Source organism: Nostoc sp. LEGE 06077 (assembly GCF_015207705.1).
Taxonomy (GTDB): domain Bacteria; phylum Cyanobacteriota; class Cyanobacteriia; order Cyanobacteriales; family Nostocaceae; genus Nostoc_B.
On sequence record NZ_JADEWI010000008.1, the window covers coordinates 68,552 to 93,432 of the forward strand.

Annotated in this window: 22 protein-coding genes, 1 tRNA gene and 1 pseudogene; 13 read left to right on the forward strand and 11 right to left on the reverse strand. The window is 40.7% G+C overall.

Features of this window, described 5'->3' with window-relative positions:
• Window positions 1-174 precede the first annotated feature (174 nt).
• On the reverse strand, window positions 175-972 hold the full coding sequence (gene egtC / locus IQ244_RS07925) for an ergothioneine biosynthesis protein EgtC (protein ID WP_193891738.1): 798 nt from the start codon (window positions 970-972) through the stop codon (window positions 175-177).
• 529 nt (window positions 973-1,501) lie between these two features.
• Here egtC and IQ244_RS07930 point away from each other — a divergent pair.
• The 4 genes from IQ244_RS07930 to IQ244_RS07945 all read left to right on the forward strand — a co-directional run bounded on the left by IQ244_RS07930 (window position 1,502) and on the right by IQ244_RS07945 (window position 8,227).
• Window positions 1,502-2,620 (forward strand): alpha/beta fold hydrolase, encoded by a 1,119-nt coding sequence (locus IQ244_RS07930; RefSeq protein WP_228058799.1) that lies wholly within the window; start codon window positions 1,502-1,504, stop codon window positions 2,618-2,620.
• A gap of 472 nt (window positions 2,621-3,092) precedes the next feature.
• Window positions 3,093-4,400, forward strand: coding sequence for an efflux RND transporter periplasmic adaptor subunit (locus tag IQ244_RS07935; RefSeq protein WP_228058800.1), 1,308 nt, complete (start codon window positions 3,093-3,095; stop codon window positions 4,398-4,400).
• A gap of 17 nt (window positions 4,401-4,417) precedes the next feature.
• On the forward strand, window positions 4,418-7,657 hold the full coding sequence (locus tag IQ244_RS07940; protein WP_193891744.1) for an efflux RND transporter permease subunit: 3,240 nt from the start codon (window positions 4,418-4,420) through the stop codon (window positions 7,655-7,657).
• A 282-nt stretch (window positions 7,658-7,939) separates the two neighbouring features.
• Window positions 7,940-8,227 carry a hypothetical protein gene (locus tag IQ244_RS07945; protein ID WP_193891747.1) on the forward strand — a complete coding sequence of 96 codons (288 nt, stop codon included), beginning with the start codon at window positions 7,940-7,942 and terminating at the stop codon, window positions 8,225-8,227.
• 223 nt (window positions 8,228-8,450) lie between these two features.
• On the opposite strand, the gene IQ244_RS07950 is transcribed toward IQ244_RS07945, so the two are convergent.
• Window positions 8,451-9,089 (reverse strand): HesA/MoeB/ThiF family protein, encoded by a 639-nt coding sequence (locus tag IQ244_RS07950; RefSeq protein WP_193891750.1) that lies wholly within the window; start codon window positions 9,087-9,089, stop codon window positions 8,451-8,453.
• 5 nt (window positions 9,090-9,094) lie between these two features.
• A complete protein-coding gene (locus tag IQ244_RS07955) occupies window positions 9,095-9,928 on the reverse strand; it encodes a hypothetical protein (protein WP_193891752.1) in 834 nt (277 codons plus the stop codon).
• Between the two features lie 421 nt (window positions 9,929-10,349).
• Here IQ244_RS07955 and IQ244_RS07960 point away from each other — a divergent pair, with 421 nt between their 5' ends.
• Window positions 10,350-10,595 carry a hypothetical protein gene (locus IQ244_RS07960; RefSeq protein ID WP_193891755.1) on the forward strand — a complete coding sequence of 82 codons (246 nt, stop codon included), beginning with the start codon at window positions 10,350-10,352 and terminating at the stop codon, window positions 10,593-10,595.
• Window positions 10,592-10,996, forward strand: coding sequence for a type II toxin-antitoxin system VapC family toxin (locus IQ244_RS07965; protein ID WP_193891766.1), 405 nt, complete (start codon window positions 10,592-10,594; stop codon window positions 10,994-10,996). Before IQ244_RS07960 ends, IQ244_RS07965 begins: the two co-directional genes overlap by 4 nt.
• Window positions 10,997-11,148: 152 nt before the next feature.
• On the opposite strand, the gene IQ244_RS07970 is transcribed toward IQ244_RS07965, so the two are convergent.
• The 5 genes from IQ244_RS07970 to IQ244_RS07990 form a co-directional block, all read right to left on the reverse strand.
• Window positions 11,149-11,865, reverse strand: a complete 717-nt coding sequence (locus IQ244_RS07970) for a hypothetical protein (protein ID WP_193891767.1) — start codon at window positions 11,863-11,865, stop codon at window positions 11,149-11,151.
• Window positions 11,866-12,034: 169 nt separating this feature from the next.
• A complete protein-coding gene (locus IQ244_RS07975) occupies window positions 12,035-13,468 on the reverse strand; it encodes a vWA domain-containing protein (RefSeq protein WP_193891769.1) in 1,434 nt (477 codons plus the stop codon).
• Window positions 13,469-13,653: 185 nt separating this feature from the next.
• Window positions 13,654-13,724 (reverse strand) — tRNA-Leu (locus IQ244_RS07980).
• A 33-nt stretch (window positions 13,725-13,757) separates the two neighbouring features.
• A complete protein-coding gene (locus IQ244_RS07985; protein WP_193891772.1) occupies window positions 13,758-14,483 on the reverse strand; it encodes a hypothetical protein in 726 nt (241 codons plus the stop codon).
• A 281-nt stretch (window positions 14,484-14,764) separates the two neighbouring features.
• Complete coding sequence (locus tag IQ244_RS07990; RefSeq protein WP_015115787.1) at window positions 14,765-14,965, reverse strand: hypothetical protein; 201 nt, start codon at window positions 14,963-14,965, stop codon at window positions 14,765-14,767.
• Between the two features lie 813 nt (window positions 14,966-15,778).
• On the opposite strand from IQ244_RS07990, the gene IQ244_RS07995 reads away from it, so the two are divergent.
• From IQ244_RS07995 to IQ244_RS08020, 6 genes are all read left to right on the forward strand, one after another.
• Window positions 15,779-16,933, forward strand: a complete 1,155-nt coding sequence (locus tag IQ244_RS07995; protein WP_193891775.1) for a choice-of-anchor A family protein — start codon at window positions 15,779-15,781, stop codon at window positions 16,931-16,933.
• Window positions 16,934-17,039: 106 nt separating this feature from the next.
• The gene (locus IQ244_RS08000) at window positions 17,040-17,609 is read left to right on the forward strand and encodes an HD domain-containing protein (protein ID WP_193891778.1); all 570 of its coding nucleotides are present in this window, start codon (window positions 17,040-17,042) and stop codon (window positions 17,607-17,609) included.
• A 172-nt stretch (window positions 17,610-17,781) separates the two neighbouring features.
• Entirely contained in the window at window positions 17,782-18,318 is a 537-nt protein-coding gene (locus IQ244_RS08005; RefSeq protein ID WP_193891783.1) for a methanogen output domain 1-containing protein, read from the forward strand.
• A 113-nt stretch (window positions 18,319-18,431) separates the two neighbouring features.
• The gene (locus IQ244_RS08010) at window positions 18,432-19,784 is read left to right on the forward strand and encodes an ATP-binding protein (RefSeq protein WP_193891798.1); all 1,353 of its coding nucleotides are present in this window, start codon (window positions 18,432-18,434) and stop codon (window positions 19,782-19,784) included.
• A gap of 156 nt (window positions 19,785-19,940) precedes the next feature.
• Window positions 19,941-21,296, forward strand: a complete 1,356-nt coding sequence (locus IQ244_RS08015; RefSeq protein WP_193891801.1) for a DUF697 domain-containing protein — start codon at window positions 19,941-19,943, stop codon at window positions 21,294-21,296.
• A 394-nt stretch (window positions 21,297-21,690) separates the two neighbouring features.
• Complete coding sequence (locus tag IQ244_RS08020; protein WP_193891804.1) at window positions 21,691-21,969, forward strand: Calvin cycle protein CP12; 279 nt, start codon at window positions 21,691-21,693, stop codon at window positions 21,967-21,969.
• A gap of 42 nt (window positions 21,970-22,011) precedes the next feature.
• On the opposite strand, the gene IQ244_RS08025 is transcribed toward IQ244_RS08020, so the two are convergent.
• From IQ244_RS08025 to IQ244_RS08035, 3 genes and pseudogenes are all read right to left on the reverse strand, one after another.
• Window positions 22,012-22,830, reverse strand: coding sequence for a TlyA family RNA methyltransferase (locus IQ244_RS08025; RefSeq protein WP_193891807.1), 819 nt, complete (start codon window positions 22,828-22,830; stop codon window positions 22,012-22,014).
• Entirely contained in the window at window positions 22,831-23,265 is a 435-nt protein-coding gene (locus tag IQ244_RS08030) for a DUF29 family protein (RefSeq protein ID WP_193891810.1), read from the reverse strand.
• A 262-nt stretch (window positions 23,266-23,527) separates the two neighbouring features.
• Window positions 23,528-23,938: pseudogene (locus IQ244_RS08035) on the reverse strand (hypothetical protein).
• A gap of 428 nt (window positions 23,939-24,366) precedes the next feature.
• On the opposite strand from IQ244_RS08035, the gene IQ244_RS08040 reads away from it, so the two are divergent.
• Complete coding sequence (locus IQ244_RS08040; RefSeq protein WP_193891813.1) at window positions 24,367-24,765, forward strand: hypothetical protein; 399 nt, start codon at window positions 24,367-24,369, stop codon at window positions 24,763-24,765.
• Window positions 24,766-24,881: the final 116 nt, after the last annotated feature.

Sequence of the window (24,881 nt, forward strand, 5' to 3'; positions counted from 1 at the left end):
AAGTGTGGTCTGTTTATTTACGCCGACCTGTACTAGTAAATCTGCATCTTCTCTTGAGTGAAAGGAACATATATAGGACTTATAGCAGGGAACAGACAACTTGTTTAACAGTTGATAATCTGATTCATGCAAGATATTTAAGACATTGCTAGAGCCAAAATATAGCCAAAAAAATTAGCTATAACTCTCTAAAGAACTAATTTTTGGGATTAAGGAATCTGCTTGAACAAATAGCATACTTTGTTCAGGAAAGGCTATCCAATTTTGGTGAGATAAAGGTTCAGAGGCGACAATAACTTGACTTGGATGAGTGAGATCATCACAATACCAATAAAGAGTAGGTGCTTGCGTGCCATAGGCGTAGCGAACTGCTACAACTGTTTGACCATCGCTGACAATGATATTGGCGCTAAAACTGGTATCGTATTTTTGCGCTAGTTCAGTTAACTTTTGGAGTGCGATCGCCAGGGATGAAACCAGAGTACTATCAACAGAAGACTGCCAAATTTCTACAAACAGAGCGAAGATATGTTCTGAGTCTGTTAGACCTTTAATTAAATGGTATGTAGAATCGCCAAGACTATCACGTATCGGTCTATAGAGTGTTTGCTGAAAGTTAACTATCTCGCCATTGTGAACAAACAACAGCTTTTCGCTACGAAATGGTTGACAGTTGCTGATATCAAGTGGTTCACCAATTCCGGCTAGACGAGCGTAACCTACACTACTAGTAGATTTTACATATTGGCTCAACTCTTGCAGATTCGGATCATTCCAGAGGGGAATAGTATTGCGGTAAATAAATGGTTTACCTGCTTCATCGTACCAGCCGACACCAACCCCATCTCCACAAACAAATCCTGACTTTAATTCTAAAGGATGATAACTTTGATGATAAAGAGAATGTTCTAGTTTATATAACAACTCATCTAATCGAATGCTGTTACCAAGATAACCAATTAATCTACACATATATAACTGCGTTAATCCAATATTAAGGAAATTTGTTTGCTCATTTCTGCAATAGGAATATTTCTCCTAATTTTTGTAAAACACGACCATCTTAGCAATATTTGTGAATATTGTGTAATTTCAATTCATGACTAAAGTCATGTGCATAGCTGTGACTTTAGTCTGATTCTTTTTAGGAAAATAACTTTAATAATATGAGAAAGCTACTAAATAAGGCTAAAAGCTATTACTACTAGATCTGGGAGTTTAGTAGAAACTTCATAGCTCCGGGAAAGTTACCGCTTTCCCTTTTTTTTTTATTCACTTTGATTGGGTAAATTATTTTTGTCGCGAAAAAATAGGAAGCAGGCAAAAGCTGTAAAATTAGTAAACTTGTTTTCCAATATTCAATAGTAATTCTTTAGTTCAGAATTTTATTCCCTCTTAAAGATAGGGATAAATCATTCTTGAGGTTGAAAATTAAAAGAGTGCAACTATGGTATGAAGCTAAAGAACAACTCAGTTAAAAAGGTTGATACTTATGCTGTTCATGCCCCATAATTTTTTGATTGTATGGTTGGTTCAACTGTTATCGATGGGGATATTTGGTACAGGAATTTATATTCTTTATGAGTGGTACGAAGGGGAATTAGTAGGAACACCATATTTAGTCAGTGGACTAGTAATAGTTTTGTGGTCTTTTGCTGGTCGCTTTATCAGTTTGCCTTTATTGCGTCGTTCTGGTGTTGACGAACCTAAATTTATGCGGAGTAAAACCGTCAAGCGATTGTCGCAACCAGATGGTAGTGTATTGCAAGTTGAGTTTTTTGGCCCTGAAGATGGCCAGCCGATTATTATGTCACATGGTTGGGGGCCTAACAGTACGGTATGGTACTATGCCAAACGACAATTGAGCGATCGCTTTCGCGTGATTGTTTGGGACTTACCAGGGTTGGGAAAGTCTTCAGGGCCAAAAAACAACGATTACTCTTTAGAAAAATACGCCCGTGATTTAGAAACTGTGATTAGCATTGCTGGGGATAAACCTGTGATTTTGCTAGGACACAGCATGGGTGGAATGATTAACTTAACATTGTGTCGGCTATTTCCTCATCTGCTAGGACGACGGGTGGCGAGTTTAATCTTAGTGGATACTACTTACACTAATCCAATTAAGACTTGCATATTTAGTAATGTGCTACGTAAATTGCAAAAACCCCTACTCGAACCTTTGCTGTATCTGACAATTTTGCTATCTCCGATTTTTTGGTTGATGACGTGGCTTTCGTATCTCAATGGTTTACTATATATCAGTGTGGAACTGTCAGGATTTACAGGGACGGAAACACGCGGTCAACTTAATTTCGCAGCTTTTTTATCAGCATTGGGTTCCCCTGGTGTTCTCGCGCGTGGGACTCTAGCAATGTTTAAATTTGATGAAACCCAGACATTAGCGAATATTAATATTCCTGTTTTAGTGGTTTGTGGTGCTGCGGATATAGCAACTAAACCTATTGCCAGCGATCGCATGGTAGCAGAATTACCTGATGCTCAAAAAATTACTCTCCAACCAGGTGGACACATGGCGCTGATGGAACAAAATCGTCAGTTTTCGCAAGCTGTTGAAGCTTTTTGGGCAACTGGTTCTGAGATTAGTAATCTGCCTTAATGTATCAGCCGCTTTAACTGAATTACTAGGATAAGAGTTATCACACATTTATCTCTTTGAAAAGTAAAATATGCTGCTTCATCACAGATGTAGGAGTCATATTTGATTTTTGAAAAAATTAGTATATTTAAACCCGAATTGTTTGCGATTTCCTGTTTTCTGTTCCTCCTTACCTACCTACACCAATAACTTTAGTAATCAAACTAAAGTCCGACAGCTATCTTACTAATGAAAGATAAATTAATTACGCGTATGTTCTATAGTAATTTCTCAGTGTTGTCCAGATGAAATAGTTGTGACTTTTTCATTTATATTGCAGCGCAAGAATCATATATTTGGAGCAAGAATGCACTTATTAATAGGGTAAGAGATCATCCTGTTGCCCACATTTAAAGAAAGTTAGATTCCGGCTTCAGAATTAATGGTTGGCAAATTCACATTTAATTAATTTTGCTGGGGCAGTTGTAGGGTGATGGAAACTCCTAAAATTAGTAATTCCGCATTGAGAAGGCTTTCAGGACAGCAAGGTTTGTTAGTAGGTTTGGGGGTAGGTCTCGTTGTCGCTATTGGCGGAATGACTTTATTTTCGCATTTTGGCACTCAACGTTCAGCTGCTCCCGCTCAAAATGCACCCGCAGCCAGTGGGAAAAACTCGGCATTGCAAGTAAAAGTTCAGCAAGTTGGCACTAGCACAACCCAAGAAAGTTCTAATTTTGTTGGCGCATTAGAAGCACAACAAAAAGTCACACTACAGCCGCAAATTCAAGGACGAATTGAATCAATTTTGGTGTCTAGTGGTCAGAGGGTACAAAAGGGAACAGCGATCGCATCTTTGAGTTTAGATCAAACTCAAGCCAATGTTGCTAGTTCCATTGCAGCCACTAATGCTGCTCAAGCTGGATTCAAAACGGCGCAAGCACAACTACAACAAGCCGAGGCGCAACGGACAAAAGTCGCGGCGAATGTTCAACTGCAAAGAACCCAGTTTAACCGCACTCAACAGTTAGTGACGCAGGGAGCGCAAGCCAGACAAGAATTAGATATTGCCAGAAATAACTTACAAGCAGCGATCGCAGATTTACAAGCCGCAGAAAAAGAAGTTGCCGCGGCGGGTGCAGCCGTTCGCCAAGCCCAAGCCAATGTCCGCCAAGCTCAAGCCAGTACTGCCGCGGCTCAAGTTAATGTGAATCAGAAACGAGTAGTTTCACCCATTGCTGGTGTAGTCGGTGAATTTCCTGTCAAAGTTGGAGATTATGTCAACACCGGACAAACAATCACCACAATCATTCAAAATGATGCTCTGGATTTGAATCTTTCTGTGCCTTCCAATCGAATGCCGCAACTGCGAATTGGATTACCTGTAGAATTGCTCAATCCCAACACCCAGAAAGTAATCGGTCAAGGTGCAATTAACTATATTTCCCCAACGGTAAGTTCTGATCAGCAGTCAGTATTAAGCAAAGCCCGCTTTCGTAACGCCCAAGGACAATTGCGCGATGGGCAATATGTACAGGCGCGAATCATTTGGAATCAACAACCAGGGATATTAATTCCCACCGTGGCGATTTCTCGCATTGGCGGACAAAGTTTTGTGTTTGTCACAGAAAACACAACTGTAGACGGTAAACCGCAGCAAGTTGTACATCAGCGTTTAGTCCGTCTGGGTGAGATTCAAGGCACAAATTATCAAGTTCTTGACGGACTGAAAGCCGGCGAAACCATAGTTACCTCTGGCATTCTCAAACTCAGAGAAGGCACACCTATTCAACCCCAATCTTAAATCCAGGACATCCGATCATGTCGATCGCTAATACCTTTATCAAGCGTCCGGTTTTAACTACCGTTTGTTCTCTCGTGATTTTGATTTTGGGAGGTGTGTGTATTCCCCTACTCCCACTCAATTACTTGCCAGATATTGCTCCTATCCGCGTTCAAGTTTCAGCTAACTATACTGGGGCGGATGTTTCTACTGTGGAAAGTGCCGTTACAACCACAATTGAGCGTCAACTGAACGGGGTCGAGGGGATGCAGTACATGACCTCCAACAGTTCCGCTGGTAGTAGCCAAATCTCTGTATATTTTGGTTCGGAAACTGATAAAAATATTGACCAAGTAAACGTCCAAAATCGGATTGCTCGTGCTACACCCCGTTTACCCACAAGTGTGCAACAACTGGGTGTAACCGCGCAGACAGCTTCTACAAGTATTTTGTTAGTGTATACATTTTATGCGGAAAATAATGAGTATGATCCGTTATTTATTAGTAATTATATTGACCTGAATTTACGCGATCAACTGCTGCGAACTCCAGGAGTCGGCGATTTAACAATTTTTGGCGAAAAACGTTATGCAATGCGGCTGTGGCTTGATCCTAATGCCTTAGCAAGTCGACAATTAACCGTCGCAGATGTAGCGACGGCATTGCGATCGCAAAATATTCTCGCCGGAGCGGGAACTTTAGGTCAAGCGCCTATCCCTTCTGGTCAAAGTTATGAAATTCCCCTGCGGGTAAATGGTCAGTTTAAAGATGCTGCGGAGTTTAGCAATCTGGTGATTAAAGCCGGGAGTAACGGTAATTTAATTAAACTTCGGGATGTTGGTCGGGCGGAACTCGGCTCGGAAACTTACGCCAGCAATGCCCGAAATAATGGTAAACCTGCAATTGGACTGGCAATTTATCAGTCACCAGGAAGTAACGCGCTGGATGTGGCAAAAAACATTGAAGCGCAGATGGATGAACTAATTAAAGATTTTCCACCGGGATTAAAAACTCAGATTGTTTACGATACCGTTGGGTTTGTGCAAGCTTCTTTAGAAGAAGTCATCAAAACCTTAGTCGAAGCGATCGCTTTGGTGGTGTTGGTAATTTTTCTGTTTCTCCAAGACTGGCGAGCTACGATTATTCCCATTGTGGCGATTCCAGTTTCGCTGATTGGGGCATTGGCATTTGCTTACATATTTGGATTTTCACTGAATAATTTGACTTTATTTGGCTTAATTTTAGCCACGGGTTTAGTTGTCGATGATGCGATTATTGTTGTGGAAGCGATCGCCAGCAAAATTGAACAGGGAGTTAGACCACTACAAGCCTCTTTTGAAGCAATGGAGGAACTAACAGGGGCAGTAGTTTCCACTTCGTTAGTGTTAATGGCGGTGTTTATTCCCGTGGCATTTTTCCCTGGTTCCACCGGGAAAATGTATCAACAGTTTGCCTTAGTAATTGCCTTTTCGATTGCCATCTCGACATTTAACGCCCTTTCCTTTAGTCCGAGTATGGCGGCAATTTTACTGCGTCCACCCCAACCCAAACGCGGCCCCGTGGGCTGGTTTTTCAACAAATTTAATCAGATATTGCAATGGATTATTCAAAAGTTTATTGCGATCGTTAATTTTTTGATTCGCTTACGTTATGCTGTTGTGGCATTGTTTGTAGTAGGTTTAGCTGCAACCTACTTTATGTTTACTCAAGTGCCGACAGGGTTTGTTCCTAATGAAGACCAAGGCATTGTCTTGGGGATTATTCAAGCTCCTGATGGCGTTTCTCTTGGTTATACAGATGAAGTAATTACAAAACTTGAGCAAATTCTGGAGAAGGAACCAGAGATTGATAATGTATTTGCAACTTCAGGATTTGGCTTTGCGGGTAGTGGTTCTAATCGCGGTGTATTTTTTGCCAAATTGAAACCTTGGGAAGAACGTACTCAACCAAATCAAAGCGCCACGGCAATTTTAGGGCGAATCAATGGCGCATTTCAATCAATCCCCGAAGCTATTATTACCGCAGTTAGTCCGCCACCAATTCAAGGTTTTAGTACATTAGGGGGATTTGAGTTACAGCTGGAAGACCGCACCAATGGAAGATTGACAATTGATGACTTTTTCGCCAACGCTCAAGCGGTAATTGCCCAAGCCAACCAACAACCAGCTTTAGCAGGTGGCGTGTTTACGCAGTTTACCGCCAGCACACCTCAGTTTCAAATTAACTTCGATCGCGATCGCTTAGAAGCCCTCAACGTTGATTTCCAACAAGCTGTCAACACTCTTTCATCTGCCGTTGGCTCTCAATATGTGAATGATTTTACCTTGGGACAGCAAAGTTATCGCGTTTATGTTCAGGCAGATGGCAACTATCGACAATCACCAGACGATATTCGCCAGTTGTATGTGCGATCGGCAAATAACCAAATGGTGCGATTAAGTGAAGTCGCAACACTCACACCCATTACCGGGCCAGCCGTCATCTCTCATTACAACGGCTTCCGCGCTATCAGCCTTCAAGGTAGAGAAGCATCGGGTTACAGTAGTGGACAAGCGATTCAATCAATGCAGCAAGCAGTAAACACAGCCGCAATTCCCGGAATTGGGAGCGACTGGATTGGCACAGCGCGGGAAGAATTATCTGCGGGTAGCTTGGGGATTCTGATTTTTGGTTTTGGAATTGTGATGGTGTTTCTCACCCTTTCGGCTCAGTATGAAAGTTATATTGACCCAGCAATTATTTTGTTGACTGTACCCTTAGCGTTGTTAGGTGCGTTGAGTGCTTTAGCGTTACGTGGTTTAGTCAATGATGTTTATGCCAACGTTGCATTAGTCATGTTAATCGGACTTGCCTCGAAAAACGCAATTTTGATTGTCGAATTTGCGAACCAAGCCTTTAAACAAGGGATGACAATTCAAAAGGCAGCTTTAACCGCCGCCCAAGAGCGATTTCGACCAATTGTCATGACATCAAGTGCCTCATTGTTAGGATTTTTCCCTCTTGTCATCGCTTCAGGAGCCGGTTCTGCTTCACGCTGGTCGTTAGGAACGGCGTTATTTGGCGGGTTACTCGTTTCTACAATTTTGAGTTTGCTGATAGTACCAGTGCTGTACATCATCATCAAGAATTTGGAAGAACGCTTTTTAAAACGCAAACCATCTAATCGTTCTGGTTCGCCGGATTCTGAGAGACAAGCAACCGCCAACGCCCAATCTAAATCGACGGTGACTGTAACGCAGAACCCTGATGATCACCAATCTCATGATTCAACACACTGACAATTAATTATTTTTCATCGGCAATGTTAATGTGAGGCGTTACATTAACATTGCGTTAACTTACATTGTGAATGCGTCACCTCACATTAATAATGTTAAGCAACACATTATTAATGAGTCGCCTCACATAATGAATGTGTTGGCTGACATTGTGAATGCAGCGGCTAAATTAAAAATTTCATATTACAACAGGTAAAAATTCAGGTACAAATTTGTTAAATCCACAGATAATCAAGCCATACCCGCTAGTATGCGAGTAAATTGAGCATTGGAGCAAAACAAATGAACGCCAAATTAATTACCTTCTCTGGCATTGTCACTGCATTTTTAGGCGCAGGTATAGGTTTTGTTGTAGCTCATTTACTTCCTTGCCCGTACACAAGTCCAATGTATAAAGATTTAGCTCAAAAATACGCCATTATTGGTGGAGTTGCAGGTTTATTGATTGGTTCCAGCCAGGAAATGATTCGAGAACTCAAGCAAGAACGGGATGCAGAAGAAGACTTGTTTCAAGATTTGAACAAAGCTATTCGCTCAAATACAACACACAAAATTACGGATGATGTTTAAGGAGGCAGGAGGACGTAGGCAGGAGGCAGGAGGTAATCCCCATAAATTTAGCAAAAAGTTTGTGAGGAGGGTTTCCGTCCACAAAACTTTTCAAGACAGAGGGAAGAATTATTTCTTAAAACCTTCTGCCTCTCCGCAGTCGCTACAACGGGGGGAACCCCCGCAACGCGCTGCTCTCTGCCTCCTGCCCTCTGCCTTTCTTTAGTAAACTGTTTGCTTGAGTTCACAAACATAGCGATTGAACAGTTAAATCTTTCAATGTAATTGTGAAATTACGCTGTTGTGCTGTAGCAATAAATGAAACGATCGCCTCACAAGTGACAGCCACAGTTAACATCACCAAGTTTCGCGCCAGTGGATAATCGCAAACATCATCATTCACATCGGAAGGGACGCGATAAACGTCATTCCAAATAATTTCTGCATAATCAGCGGCTAATCCAGCGTGAATACAAGGAATCTGAAATTGATCAGCGTAATCTTTCACCGCTTGACGCGCGATGCTGTTGTCAAAGACATCAATAATTAGCTGACTATCTTTGAGTAATTGAGGAGTATTGTTTGCTGTCAATTCCTTTGTTTTCGCATCAACTTTAGTCCCAATTGCGCGGTATAAATTGTTTGCCAATATTTTTGCTTTAAATGCGCCGACATCAGAACGGTAGTAAGGCTGAGTCGAAAGGTTACGTTCCTCAATGCGATCGCGATCAATCACCGTCAGTTGATCAAAACCAGACCGAGCTAAGTTCTCCGCAATGTTAGCGCCTAATGCACCTGCGCCGCAAATTGTTACAGAATAATTCTTCAACTCTGTCATCACAGCATTGCTGCGATAAAGCTGTTCGTGGAAAAAAATACTCATCGTCGTCAATACTCCTGCTGTTCCATGACAGCTACTAAAGATTGCAAATCAAAATCGCGATCGCGTCCACTCAAGCAAATACCCGAACTAATTACCGTCAAATCAGATTTAGCGATCGCACTACTGTGGCGCACACCATCAGCAGTTGTCCAATCGACTGTCCAATAATCACCGCGATCGTTGAATTGGTTTAATTCACCACCACCCATCTGCAATGCTTTCTTGAGTCTTTTTTCATCTTGCTGAGGTTGAGTAAAGCCATCAATCTGCTTAGTTACTAACTCATACACAGTGCGAAGTTCTGGAGTCATATCTTTAAACTGCAATTCCTCAACTGGAATGCGTTGCTTGACAGCAGATTGCAGAATTTCCCCAATTATCGGATTAGTGCGGCGATCAATCTCTTCAAACCAGCATGATTGTCCATTCCACCGAGCGATAATTTGCTCAAAAACAACACCCTCAGTTACTAAATGAACTGCGATCGGTTTCACCACTTGTAACCGTTGACGCATATCTGCTTCATTGATGGGATACCCCAACCAAGTTTGTCTTTGCAATTGATGTACTAACCGCAACCGAATTTGCGGAAAGTGTTGCAAATATTCCCCAATCTGGGGTAAGTCTGCTTCTTCCACAACCCTTGCTGTCTTAACATCCACCGCCTGAAAGATACCCCAACCTTCAAATTTACTTGGCTTGGGGATGAAAGTGTAAACCATTCCCGCTACCCGCGTGCGAACTCGTCCACCTTTGACACATGGCGCAAGAAATTGGGTAGTGTACAACTCAGATTCAGCATCAGCAATTTGATTAATTAGCTTACGGATATTAGTCATAATAAGCTCACGCAAAGTTGCAAAGAAGAATTTATTCGTTAATTCAGTAACATTAGAATTTATATAATTATTTCCCGCGTGCAAGTTTGTGGAGCATTGCGTTTTCTCTGTTACTCAAGGAACTCCGCTGGTGAGTTGTTACACACTCTTTCAAAGATGGCTACTTTTAAGCCTACTTTCCAGGTTCTTCGCACTCCCCTTTCACAAACGCCCACTGATTTGACAGTGTTACTTTTCCTCTCGTACTAGTATGTAGGCTCCACAAGTTAGGTCACGCAAGATAAATACTACATTAGACTACAATGAAAATTGCTATTTTCCAGAATATATTTTGTAGTTGAGTTACTGTTAAGGCAAATACAATCTTGGAAAGTATAATATAAAGGTATTTGTATTCTTGGTAATCGGAGTGATAGTCAATATGACCACCGAACAAATACTGCATAAATTGCAAGCTTTAAATGCAGATGAACAAGAAAAAGTTTTAGCATTTATTGATTCACTTGAACGGCAAAAGCAGCAGCTAAAATCTGGCTCTAAGTTAGGTAAAAAATTAAGAAAAATTCGTCAAGAAATAATTGAGTCTGGTCTTCCTTTGTTAACAGATGAAGAAGCAGATAGAGAAAAAGCAGAACGTCGGGGTGGCTATAGAGAAGACGTGATATGATTCGTACTTTCATTGATGCTGGTGTTTTAATTTACGCTGCTCGTTCTCAAGGGGATATGGCTGAGAAAGCCTTACAAATTTTGGAGGATGAAAACCGAGAATTTGCTTCTAGTATCTTTATCAAATTAGAAGTATTGCCGAAAGCAATTTACAATCAACAAAGAAGCGAAGTAAAGTTTTATGAAGCCTTTTTTGATGAAGTTTCCTATTGGGCAAAGGATATCAATACAATTATTGAAACAGCTTATGAGGAATCAAGTAAATTTGGAGTGGGAGCAATGGACGCTTTACATATTGCTTCCGCTATATATGTAGGAGCAACGGAATTTATTACTAATGAAAAACTAGAAAGATCAATTCATCGCACTCAAAGCATTAAAATGATTTCTATTCATTCATAAATACAGAATTACTAGGATTTTGGAAACAGGCACGGCAGATTTAAGCACAGAGAATAAATAAGATGGTTAGAGAGATTTTGTGTTCGGGCGATCCCTACCACTTCATACACCTTGTTCATCAAATAACTGTTTTATTACAGTAAGGTTTATTTTTAACAATCTATTCCTTCTAGTTTTAGCTCTATTAGAGGAATAGATAATTTTTGCATATATCTATTACATATCTCAATACCTTTAGTTGTTAGTTGATAAAAATCACTGAATATGGGAATTTCTTGACCTAACACTCTATTTTCATGGTTATCGAAAACTTGAAAAATTTCCTCACTCATTTGGTGTAAGTTTGCATCTCTCTTTGCAGGAGGTTGTTTTTCAATCTCTTCTGTAGTGAGACGGCCTTGCTGCCAAATTAATTCATCTCCATATTCCTTATATACTTTTGCTATATCATCACTAATCCTTGAAGGAAATTGTCTGTGATCGGTATGAGCAATAGTTTTGTCCCTCAAATGTTTTAGTTTTTTAACTAAATTATTGTTTTTTTCTGTTACAGATTCTTTATCTTGCTTTATAATTTGAGGATTAAGAGTCTCTGAGCATCCCCAATGTCTATAATCAGATTCAAGTATGTTTAGAATTTTTAAAAGTCCCAAACTATCTCCATCTTGATCATACGCTCTAGTAAGTTTTAATACTCCGATTTCAAAATGAGCCATACGTGACCAATGAAAGAAGGGTGGATACTCATTCAGGCGTTTGTTGCTCTCGTGCGTCATCCACTCATGAATTTTTAAGTGACAATGTGATTGATATAAGCTTTCCCCAAGTTCTATTATTTTTGATTCAAACTTTTCTCTAGTAGTAGTCATAATTTTTGATGGCAACAGATAAAATTTCGATATTATTAAAATAATATTTTTTAACAATTAGACAACTGTAATCATACGTAAATAATTTTAAAAGTATTGAGAATCTTTAGTCTCAAGTAATGCAATATCAGGATACGTTAGAAGTAACCATAACGCACCCTGATACACTCTACTTATCCTCACGCACAGGCAATGGCATATCCAAAATCTCCATCAGCAAATCTAGACGAGAAGGACGCGTTAGGAGTGGGACGAGGTTCGGTAAGCTGTAGTAGTCACCAGCAAAAGTGAAAGTTTCTACAGGTGCTTGCTGCTGCTTCAGTTGAGTTTCTACCCAGTCATAATGACCACCTACACGGATAATCACCACATTAGGTATTACCGCAAATTCCCGACAGTAAGTCTTATAGACTTCACCGAAGTAAGGAGCCGCATTTTCTCCTTCATCCGTCACCAAAATAATCTGGTCAACTACCTGCCTTTTCTTCCGCATTGCTTCCAATGCAGCACCGATACTAGTACCACCGCCTGCATTGATGTGCTGAAATGCACGTTCCCAGTCGGTTAACTCTTTGCCTTTGGCGGTGACAGCATAGGGAATGGTATCGAAAGCGTAGACAAACAACTCTGCTTGCGTGATACCAGAGATCAGCGCCGCAAGTTGCTTACCAAGAGCGATCGCATTTTCCATTGAGCCGGATTTATCCACCAGCAAAGCTGTTGGACGAGCAATGGTTCCGCGGCGTTTCACCTGTTCGTTGGTGACTTTTTCCAACCGTGCAACTGTGTCTGCGTCGAAATCTGCGTTATCCACGGCAATTTGCGCTTTGAATGCAGCCACACGCCCACTTTTAGATGCTGATTCCAGCTTAGAATCAATCAACTTTTTGACTTCTGGATGATCCATTGCACCTCTCGCCTGGAGTGACTTGAGGTTATTGATCACTTCTTGGGGAGTCATGCTATTGATTAACGCAACCAACACAACTGGTGTGAGTTGTTTGATTGCACCGATCGCGATCGTATACGGAATTTTAAATTCCACTATCAAACGTGCTTGTTCGGCGGTACTTGTAGCCTTCGCCAGTTGCTTTAGCACATTTGCTAAAGAACCCTCTGGAGGAGTATCGCGGAACAAAATCGCGTTTGCGCGTTCATTCGGCTTGATGTGCAGAGAAGCATACAAATGCTTCATAGCCTTGCGTCCCCGTAACGCCGCGCGATCGAATAAAGCCGGATTGCTTTCCCGTGCTTTTAGGTAACGTTGCACCGCAGTCCGAGCCGAACGCGGTAGTTTATTTTGCTGCTGTTTCATGAAGTCTACTATCCGAGCCACTTCATAAGGCGGAAAATCTTGCAGCATCACAAATCCAGCATCTCTGTGTTCAGTCAAATTGCTTGTTAACAAGTGAGCCACAAACACTTCCTTGTGGTCGCGGACATCTCCATGACGCTGATACCAAACTGCCAAATGTCCGTAGAATATAGGGTCAAGTTCAATAATTAACTGATGAATTTCTGCCACTTGCTCAAGTTTGCGGTGAGGGGTTGTCAGCAAACTATTCAGCATTTCCAAGCGCAGATCACGTTCTGCGGTTTTCATAAAAACCTCCTAAAATCAAAATGCCAGGAGGTAGATGTTGCACGCGGGGCGATCAAGTCACCGCGCAAGTTCCAGAAGCATTATATACAACTGATTGAGAGTTATGTAGGCTTCTGCGATCGGGGCGCGGCAACAACTACCAATTGAATAAAATCACTTCATGTAAGTTGAAAAAGCTGTTGATTCACACACAGGAGTTGAACCCGTAAACCCTTGCTTTTAAGTCAAGTGCCTGTTCTAATTCGGCTAGTATGTAAGCTTTTGCGGTTGGGACACGAAGTGAAAAATTTTACTTTTGAGAAAGTTGTTTTAAAATCCAGCGAATTTCTTTTTTACTACATTGCTTTTTACTAGCCGCGTAAATTTTGCGACCTCCATAATAAAAAGCAGAATAATGAATTAAACCTTGCAAAACATCATGTACCTGATTAGTTGTTAGCGGAAAATCAGCAAAGGTAATTAAATACCAAATATCGTTGATTTGGTGGTATTGATGATAATCATCAACAATGATAAAATTTGTTTCTGGCGGCTTGTACCGCTGGCGAGGCTTTTTTTCAACGGCACAAAGAATCCCAGTTTCAGGATGAATATAAAAGCGATCGCGGTAATTGCCATCTAACGGATATTGAATCCCTCGATAAGCCTGCCGATAAACCACACCATCAATAATTTTTACATAGCGTTCAACGTAATCCCACAGATGACCGATAACGTGCTGTCCCGCCATTGTGTTGTGATCTAATCGTTGACATAGTTCGCTGTAAGCATCATTCCAAGGCTGCCCAACTTTAGAGCGCAAGAACCGCCGCAGAGGGCCAAGATGATCTGAAAGATACTTTGATTTGTGTCTGGCTTGAGCTTTAATCAGGTAGGGATTAAAAAATCCGTCTTCAATTGCTTCCTGGGTGAGTTTATCTAGTTGCTTTTTATAACCTGTCTGCTTTTTAAGACTAATTCTTCTACCACAACGAGGACGTTCAATCACAATTTCGCTCAAACGATGTTCGCTCATAACTTATGTTATTCAAAGATAGTTTTACTGATGGGTTTTTGCGACTACATAAGTTATCCGACATCATTGAACTCACCTCTATATGATTGAATGAATGTTGTAGTTGAATACAACTTGAATAATTAGAATTCCGCACAAGTTAGCAAAGCAGTTTTAACAATTGCCTTTACCATTTTGGCTACGCTCCCATTAGCGGGAGCGACAGGAGTCGAACCTGCATATCCATTGCTGGATGGTGTGTAGGCTTTACAAGTTAGGGCGCGGAATAAAGTCTTAAATCTTCAACCGTAGACAGCTTCAGGACGGACAATCAAATCACCACTAGGGCGACGATCTACGATGTATGCAGAAAGGCGATCGCTATTTACATCTAAATGTCTCGCCACACATTCTTTGACTGCTACATCATTCATCTGTGCAACAATTCCTAGTTGTCTTTCTGCAACATCAACAGAACGTCCTTCAAATCGAATATGAACCATAACAATCACCTCTTGTTTAATGACAAATTATTTAATGGATCTGATCGGGATTGAACCGATACCCTCCCTGTGAGAGTTGCACTCACTCCTCATGTAAGTTGAAAAAGCTGTGGTGACACACGCAGGAATCGCACCTGCACTTATCGTTATTCAGACGATCGCTCTACTATTGAGCAAGTATGTAAGCTTCTTCGGTTAGGACACAAGTGGAATCCGGGAACTCTACCGTTAGAGCTACAGACCCATGTTTTCATGATTGCAATGACCTGATTGAAGTTAATCAAAGTCAATGCAAATGGAGCCGTAGGGAATTGTAGGCTTTGCCTTCCCGAAGGGTACACGACTCCTGCAACCGTCCGTTTGTTGGTTTCGGAGCAGTCGAACGCCAATCGCGGCCCCAAAAGCGGGTAATGCCGAAAATAGCTGTGTTTATCGATTTATCAAGGTTCTGCAAGGATTAATTTCTGCCTTTTGAGTGGGCTGTCACTCTTGTATTACATTTGTAGTATGTATTTCAGATAATGTCAAGAGGATAGTTAAAAAAGTTAGAGGGTAGCACCCTACCCCTTATTCTCTTCAAGAAGTCGAACATCTTTTTGGGCTATATATTGAAATGATTTTGTGAATATTCGGGAATGAATTTCACCGTATAAATACTATGAAAAAAGATAGTTTGTCTTGGATATTGGGGAAAATACGGTTATTGAAATCCTTTGAGGAGATGATATTTTGTCCAGAATTTCATGACGCATTTATCTAACATTAATTGAATAGAAACTACATTAGTAAGACAGTTATTTAGTCATACTAACAATGTCGATAAAACACAAAACAAAATTTGCTGTGATTCCTCTATCTCTAGCAACAGTTACCTTGGCAAGTTTAATAGAACCAGCTATGGCTGTTAGTTTGGGAGTCGCGCAAGATTATAATGTCTTCGTGTTTGGAGACATGAATCAAAGTTCAGACTCTGAAGGTCGTGTAGCAGTTGGTGGTAATGCTACATTTACCAATTTTGGCATTGCTGACCGTCTATCTAATTCTAATGGCGCAGATACTAGATTGATAGTAGGTGGAGATTTAACTTACAACGGTGGTCAAGTTTTTGGCGGTAATGCTGTTGTTGGTGGTACAGTTAAAACTTCTGTTAATTTCAATTGTTCTCCTAACTGTGGTGTTAGTTCAGGTACACCACTTAATTTTGAGACAGCCCGCCAAGAATTGACATATCTTTCTAACTCTTTAGGTGGGTTAAGTTCTACAGGTACTACAGAATATAAATGGAATGGAATTCATCTTCAAGGCAACAATAGTGATTTGAATATTTTCACTATTGATGGTTCACAGTTTTCTAATAGCACTTATCTGAATATTGCTGGAGTAGGCAGTAATTCTACAGTAATTTTTAATATTTTAGGTAATAGCGTCAACATTAGTAACTTTGGACTCAACCTTAATGGGCTGAATAAGCAAAATATTTTGTTTAACTTTGTTGATGCTACTCAAGTAAAAACTACTGGTTTCTCGTTCTATGGTAGTGTACTGGCGACTAAAGCTAACGTCCAATTTAATAACGGGAATGTTGAAGGAACTTTAGTTGCGTCTTCCTTATCTGGTAGTGGCGAGTTCCACAATACTCAGTTTGCTGGTAACTTACCTAACATACCCAAGCCACAGCCAGAAACTCCAACTAATCCTACTCCGGAACCACCTGTAACGCCAACTAACCCCACTCCTGAAACACCTGTAACGCCAACTAACCCCACTTCTGAAATACCTGTAACTCCAACTAATCCTACTCCTGAACCACCTGTAACTCCAACTAACCCTAATCCAGAACCTCCTGTTTCAACTTCAGTACCAGAACCAAGTACTGTGATGGGGTTACTTTTTGTAGTTGGTTTATTTGGTTTTTCTCACCGTAATCGATTATTTGCTAAGTCAGCCATTACTAGGGAGAAAATTTAGTCAGCAAGCTTCAATTATTTTTGATAAGCAAGATACCCGACTTCTTTAAAGAAATCGGGTATCTGAGTTTTTACGTAAATTAAATATTAGATTTATAATTTTTGATATGAATACCCAAAACTGGTTACAAGAAAGTTATATAAGAGCTTATAAATTTGCGGCGATCGCTCATCAAAACCAAAAGATGCCAGGTTCAGAACTGCCTTATATCATGCACCTGAGTTTTGTGAGTATGGAAATAATTGCAGCCTTAAGCGTGGAAAAAGTAGCTGACGGTGATTTGGCAGTTCAATGTGCAATTTTGCATGACACAATTGAAGACACTAATACAACTGTTGAGCAAATTCAGGCTGAGTTTGGTGAAGCAGTCGCTCAAGGTGTACTGGCATTAACGAAAGATGCTAGTCTGGCAAAACATCTGCAAATGGCGGATAGTTTAACCAGGATCAAACAACAACCGCCAGAAATCTGGATGGTAAAGTTGGCAGATAGAATCACGAACCTACAAGCACCGCCACATTACTGGAATCAAGAAAAAATTGTCAAATACCGAGAAGAAGCTATGCAGATTTATGCAGCTTTGAAAGATGCAAGTCCATTTTTGGTGACACGATTGGCTAGTAAAATAGCAGACTACAAGGCATTTATAAATTCTGAGAATGTTGAACCCAGTTGAAATCAGATAAATTATTCACTGTTGATGTGAGTTTTGTAACTCGTAAGGGAAAACTACTCTTAGTTAGGTGTCAATGGTACTAAAGGAAGAAATTTTGATATTTCACTGATTTTCCTTCCATATATTGCTATTGAAGATTCTTCTACGTAGATATCCAGGGAATAACTCCATTATGATTCAAACATCTTTGCTCAATGACGAGATAACATCTTTAGAATTACCTATAGAACGTGATCAGTTTCTGCGGACTATCATTCGAGAATTGGCGGGAACTTTACAAGATGTGGTTGGTATTGAAGAAGCAGCAGGATTTTTGAATGTAGTTGGCTATCGAACTGGCCAATATGTCAACCAGATATATCATGATGGATTGCAACTATCCAATCTCTCCCGTGAGCAGGTAACAGCCGTCCTTGTAGATTGGAAACGCCGGATTCAAGGCGACTTTTATGTAATTGAAGAAAGTGACGAGAAAATAGTTTTAGGCAATCGCAGATGTCCCTTTGCGGAACAGGTAGAAGGGCGCGAAGCTATGTGTGTGATGACATCAAATATATTTGGTGCGATCGCAGCAGATAATCTCGGTTACGCAAGAGTCGAGTTAAAAGACACCATCGCTAGAGGTGCAAAGGAATGCACCGTGATTATTCATCTCAAACCGAGTGAAGAAGTAGAGGAGTTTGCTGGACAGGAATACTTTAAAGTCTAGTAGCAGTAATATGTTTTGGCTGAAGTTACTTCCCTGAAGTATGGCTGAGTCTTTTGATGTTTACTCTGTGAGTATTCCGTGCAACAGCATAGATCCTGCTGCAATACCTCAACATGACACCTGATCAATTTTTAACTTTTGCCCAGGTTTTGCCAGAACCTATGCTGCTGATAATTAGCACAGGTGAAATTTTGGCAGTCAATCAAGCTGCTACTAAATTGTTTAGTAAAACTAGTAAAGCACTGATTGGTGAGCATTTGAGTGAGTTTGTCACTGATTCGCCAGAGAAAATAACTGACTATCTCAAAGCTTGCGCCCAATGTCGTCAAATGATGTTGGGCGCTTTGACTATCCACCAATCCGCAGGGGAGGGGATTGTTTGTCGTAGTCAAGGTGCAGTCATCCAGCCGCGATCGCCTCAAAGCCCAGCGATAATTTTACTACGCTTAGAAAAGCGCGAGAAAAATGAATTTGTTGTGCTGAACCAAAAAATTCATGCGCTAAGTAAGGAAATTCAACAGCGCCAACGCATTCAGGGAGAACTAGCGCAATCGAATGAAATCTTAAAACACACTCTCCTAAAACTGCAAAATGCCCTTGAGGCTGTGCAAACAGAAAAGATGTCTGGGTTAGGACAGTTAGTTGCAGGTATCGCCCATGAAATTAATAATCCCATTAGCTTTATTCATGGGAATCTGAGTTACGCCAGTGAATATTATGATTATTTACTCAAACTAATTGACCTCTATCAGCAAGAATATCCTCATCCAAGTCGAGTAATTCAGGAGTCAATTGCAGCCCTGGAACTTGACTTTATCAAAGAAGATATCAAAAAATTGCTCTGTTCAATGCAGATGGGTTCCCGGCGGATTGCAGAGATTGTGAAATCTTTGCGAAACTTCTCCCGGTTAGACGAAGCAACATTCAAACTAGTGGATATTCATGAGGGTTTAGAGGCTACATTGATGATTTTACAAAGTCGCCTCAACCCTAACGCTAATCATTGTGGGATTGAAGTGATTAAAGAATATGATGAATTGCCTTTGATTTATTGTTCTGCTGGGCAACTCAATCAAGTATTTATGAATATTTTGAATAATGCGATCGATGCTTTAGAAGAAGCGGAAAAATTGCGATCGCTTGCAGCGGGGCATAGCCCATCGCGAGAATCAACCCAAAATCATCCTAGTCGTATCTGGATTCGGACAGAGAAATTAAGCGATCGCTTCGTTACTATTCGCATCAAGGATAACGGTAACGGCATACCCACCCAAGTTCATCATCAAATATTTAATCCCTTTTTTACGACTAAGCCCATCGGTCAAGGGACAGGATTAGGCTTATCGATTAGTTACCAAATTATTGACAGCCATAATGGGCGGATTAATATGATATCTGATCCAGCTTGGGGAACAGAATTCAGCATTGAGTTGCCGATTGTGGAACAATCAGACCTAGAATACTAACCAATAACACAGACAGGCTGGAAATTAAAGCAGAATAGAGATATAGCTATAGTCATATAGATTAGGTCATTGCTGATTGTTCAAAGCTTTGATGTAATTAGGTTGATACTCAGCAAGTTGCCCTATAGCCTATTGTTTGTTCTATCTAAAACCCCCGTGCGTAACCGTAACCTGGAAGAAACTCATTTAAACCGCGCCCGTGCTAGTCTCCGACAAGCGTTATCTTGGTATGGATATCTTCGCAAGTCAGGACAGTTATCTTTTAACCCAGAATTAGCAGGTTTGGTAAAGCCAGAATTAGAGGTTTTGAATGCCACACTCAGTAAACTGGACTCTAATTTAATTAAAATAGCTGTCTTTGGTTTGGTGAGTCGAGGAAAATCGGCAGTATTAAATGCTTTGCTGGGAGAGAAGATTTTGCAAACAGGGCCGTTAAATGGGGTGACTCAATGGCCACGTTCTGTGAGATGGCAACCACCAGGAGGCAAGATTATCGTAGAGTTAATTGATACTCCGGGATTAGATGAAATTGCTGGAGAATCACGGGCGCAAATGGCGCGAGATGTGGCGCGTCAGGCAGATTTGATTTTATTTGTGGTGTCTGGTGATATTACGCGGACTGAATATCAAGGATTGCTAGATTTACGTCAGGCGCAAAAACCGCTGATTTTGGTATTTAACAAAATCGACCTTTATCCAGATACAGATAGAGACGCAATTTATCAAAATTTACAACAACTTGGTGCAGGACATCCCCAAGGTAAGCCTTTGTTACCTGATGAAATTGTCATGGTGGCGGCGGAACCTGCACCGCTGGAAGTGCGGGTAGAATGGCCGGATGGGCGTGTTAGTTATGAATGGGAAACACCACCGCCGCAAATTGAAGAACTTCAAGAAACTCTGTTGAAGATTCTCAATCGGGAAGGCCGATCGCTTTTGGCGTTAAATGCACTGCTACAAGCACGGGAAGCGGAAGCAGCGATCGCGCAAAAAACTCTTGATATCCGCGAACAAGAAGCCCAAGATATTATCTGGCAATTTACTAAATATAAGGCTTTGGCTGTAGCTCTCAACCCCATTGCTGTTTTAGATATTCTCGGCGGAACTTTTGCTGATTTAGCTTTGATTCGGGCTTTGGCGCGGTTATATGGTTTACCGATGACTAGCTATGAGGCGGGGAAGATTTTTAAAACGATTTTAATGAGTTCCGGCGGGTTATTAATCGGGGAATTAGGCAGTAGTTTTGTTTTAGGATTAGGTAAAAGTACTGCGGCGATCGCTAGTGGTGATAACCCAGCTAATATTACTGGCTTTGCTGGTAGTGCGATCGCCCAAGCGGGAATTGCGGGTTATGGTGCTTATGCTGTGGGTAAAGCTGCTCAAGTTTATCTAGAAAAAGGCTGCACTTGGGGAGATTTAGGCGCTAGTACTGTGATTGAAGAAATTCTCTCGCAAGTTGATAAAAATACAATTCTGTATCGTTTGCAACAAGAATTAGGGATGAAATATTGATATTTTCTAAGAATTATTTCTCTAATTGTTGCTATTCATAAGTCTTCGTCAACTTGTATCAAATTCTCCTGATAATTGCCCTAGATTGCTAATTTACAATGCACCATTGAAGTATGAAGTCTGAATTATGAAGTATGAAATTTATAGTTGAACTGAATATATGAACTGCTGTATATTTTACACTTTCAGACTTCAGGCTTCATACTTCAGACTTTTCCTCTTAGCGTTTTGCATCAAAAATAACAAGAGGGAAATCCCACTTAATTTAGTTTATTAAAAGAGGGTGTTCACCACAGCAATATTTTTTTAGCTTATCTAAACTGAAAGTATTGGCTTGTGAATTTCACAGCAGCGCACATCTTTCTCTATCTCAGTAAACAAAGGTAGATTTATCATGACAGCAACTTACGACAGATTCGACACTGCAAACCAATCTGAGCCAAATGGTAACAAAACCATTGAACAAGCAATTTTTGAAGCGATCGCAGAAGCTCGTTCAACTTGTGAAGTGAACGGCGATGGTTCTCCTAACTGCGCTGTGGCTTGGGATATCGTTGAAGAATTACAAGCAGAAAAATCTCATCAACAGCAAGCACAACACCGCAAAACCTCTCTAGAATCTTTCTGCGAAAGACACCCAGAAGCTTTAGAGTGTCTGATTTACGATGTTTAACAATGAACAGTTATCAGTTATCAGTATTTATTGATAACTTGTTTAATGATCGTGTAAATTAGCCATTGCTGATTTCGTCAGTTGTTTAATTGCATCTAAATTTGGCGGTGGTGTTTCACTGTCCATCCCTAACCATAAAAGATATTCTACATTCCCAGCCGGGCCTGTAATTGGCGACCAAGTTAAGCCTTTGTATTTCCAGCCTAATTGATCGGCGGCTTGTAATACTTGAAAGATAGCATCAGCTTGGTCGCCAGAATCACGGACAACACCTTTTTTGCCAACGCGGGATTTTCCGACTTCAAATTGTGGCTTAACTAACAATACCGCTTCACGGGGAGCTTGAGTTAATTGCCACAACGCAGGCAAAATCTTGGTTAAGGAAATAAACGATACATCCACCACCGCTAAATCGGGAAGGCGATCGCTTTCACCGTACAATTGTTGAGGTTGTAATTGGCGTAAATTCGTGCGTTCTCGCAATATCACCCGCGCATCGTTTCGCAAGCGCCAGTCAACTTGGCCGTAACCGACATCAATACCATAAACTAAGCTGGCTCCAGCTTGTAATAAACAATCGGTAAAGCCACCTGTAGAAATTCCACCATCTAGACAAACCCGTTCCGCGGTAGGAATAGCGAATTCATCTAAAGCTTTTGCGAGTTTTTCGCCTCCACGGGAAACAAAACGCGATCGCTCTTTAACTTTGATTTGCGCCGCAATATCTACTTCTGTCCCTGGCTTATCAATTATCTGTTCATTAACAGTCACTTCTCCCGCTTGAATTAGTCTTTGGGCTAAAGCGCGAGATGTACATAAATTTAACTCTACTAATAATGTATCGAGCCTTTGTTTAACCAATTAATTGGAATCTCCTGGTAATATTAAATTTAAAGCAAGATTAATAATCTCTTCGGGGTTAACTAGCTTTTCTAATTCCTGAACTTCATAACGACCTTCTTCTACTTCTAAAGAAGCTTGATCAATAGCATTTAAATAAGCCTCTGCAAAAGTTTCTCTGAGTTCTGCTGGCGTGAGATAATAGCCGCCAGCTTTCCGGCGCTTATTTTCTCGTTGAATTTCTCGAACTGAATTCCGAATCGAGACATCCCAAGAACGAGTCGTGCGATTTTCAGCTTGTTGTTTAATTAGATGTAACAACAAAATTACTGCATAGCTACGAATCGTTTTGATGATGTCATTGCGGCTCATTTCTGCTAATTCTTCTACTATAATTAATGCTCCTGGAATATTACCTTGAAGCAGCAATTCTTTCAGAGTTAATAATTCTTCCATAATTAGCGCCTCATACCATTTTGCATTTTAGTACAAAAATAATAAGGTGCGTTAAGAGGTTGTTTTAAAAGTCATAAAAGATACTAAAAACCCCTCTCCAAACCTCTCCCCGACGCGGAGAGAGGCTTTAAAACCCCCATTCCCTCGTAGGGAAGCGGGCTGGGGGGTTAGGTTTTTAAGATTTTGATGTTCACAATAATACTTTCTCAACATCCTCTAAGAGTGTAGTCCTAACGCACCGAAAATCTTCGATGGTTTAGGGTTATGTATTTTGAGTCTTAGTAGAAATTTCTTCTGTGCTTCCTTTTAAGCGAGTGGCTGAACTTTTGCGGATGCGTAGGCGTAGCCCGCCGCAGGCATCGCTTTTGTGAACACCACCAGCCATCTCATATTCAGTGCTGTCGTTGCCATATTTAAAAGCAACGCCAATTAGCATTTTCTCATTCAGATCGCCTAATTTTTTTCTAACTATTTCATTTCGGTTTTGGAAGAGTCAATCACAGCTAAAGCCGTATTATAAGCATCAATTTTGCTACGATCTGCTCGATTAGTTGTGTCATATTTTGCAAATTGCGCTCGTCCCCAAAATCCATATTTGGATCAATTGCTTTGAGTCAGAGGCTCTTAATTCAGCTTTTTCTAAAACGCGGGGTGTACGTTTTTTCAGAGACATAGCTATTCCCTAATAATACTTCTAGAGCTAGTTTGTCTTAATCTAATTGCATCCCGCGTCAGCAAAATTCACAAACATTAATATTTATTATCTGAATTTTTTGGGCAAAAACTGGTGTTTTTGCTTAAATTTAAAAAACGTTGCATTAGAACGAAGTTTTCGTGTTGTGACGACAAGGTTTTGTGTTGTCATGACAGGATTTTGTGTTGTGACGACAGGGTTTTGTGTTTTGGAAAAATTTAGATTTCCGACTTCTTTGATAATTTAAGGAGTTTTTTGTGTACAAGCGATCGCAATTATGTAAAAATCAACATTATCAAGATTACTTGTGCAACGCGTAAATATAAATTTTTGATTTAAATGGCGTAATTCCAGCCTAAATTTCTGTGTTACTAAATAAGTAGGATGCACCTAAATTAAAGTAGCACATGGAACCTTTAACCACTGCGGCGATCGCTCTTGGGTCTGTAGTCGCCACTAAAGCCTTAGAAAGAACAGGTGAAATGGTTGGTGAAACTCTGTGGGATAAAACTGGTGAGTTGCTTGTCAAGCTAAAAAAACACTCGCCGGATGTTGTCGCCGCAATTGAAAAAGCACCAGAACAACCACTCGATTATGGCAAAGCTGTAATTGAAGTGGAAGCTGCGGCTAAGGTTAATCCTGAAATCGCGCAAGCTGTACAAGAAGTAGCGACAGCAGCACAAGCGGAGACAAATCCCAAGTTTGTAGAAATTTTGGCTACGCCTAATTTAACAAAGTTGGCAGACAAAATCGGTCAGGTTGTCATGTCAGGCGGGAAAGGTAAAGTTCAAGATATGCGTTTTTAATCTCATTTAATATTCTCAATTATTCTCCCAGCCCGCCCAGAAATAAATTTCCGGGCTAATAGCGCAAGTCTACTCAAGTAGACTGAAACATTTTTTCCTAGTCTTCTTTAGAAGAC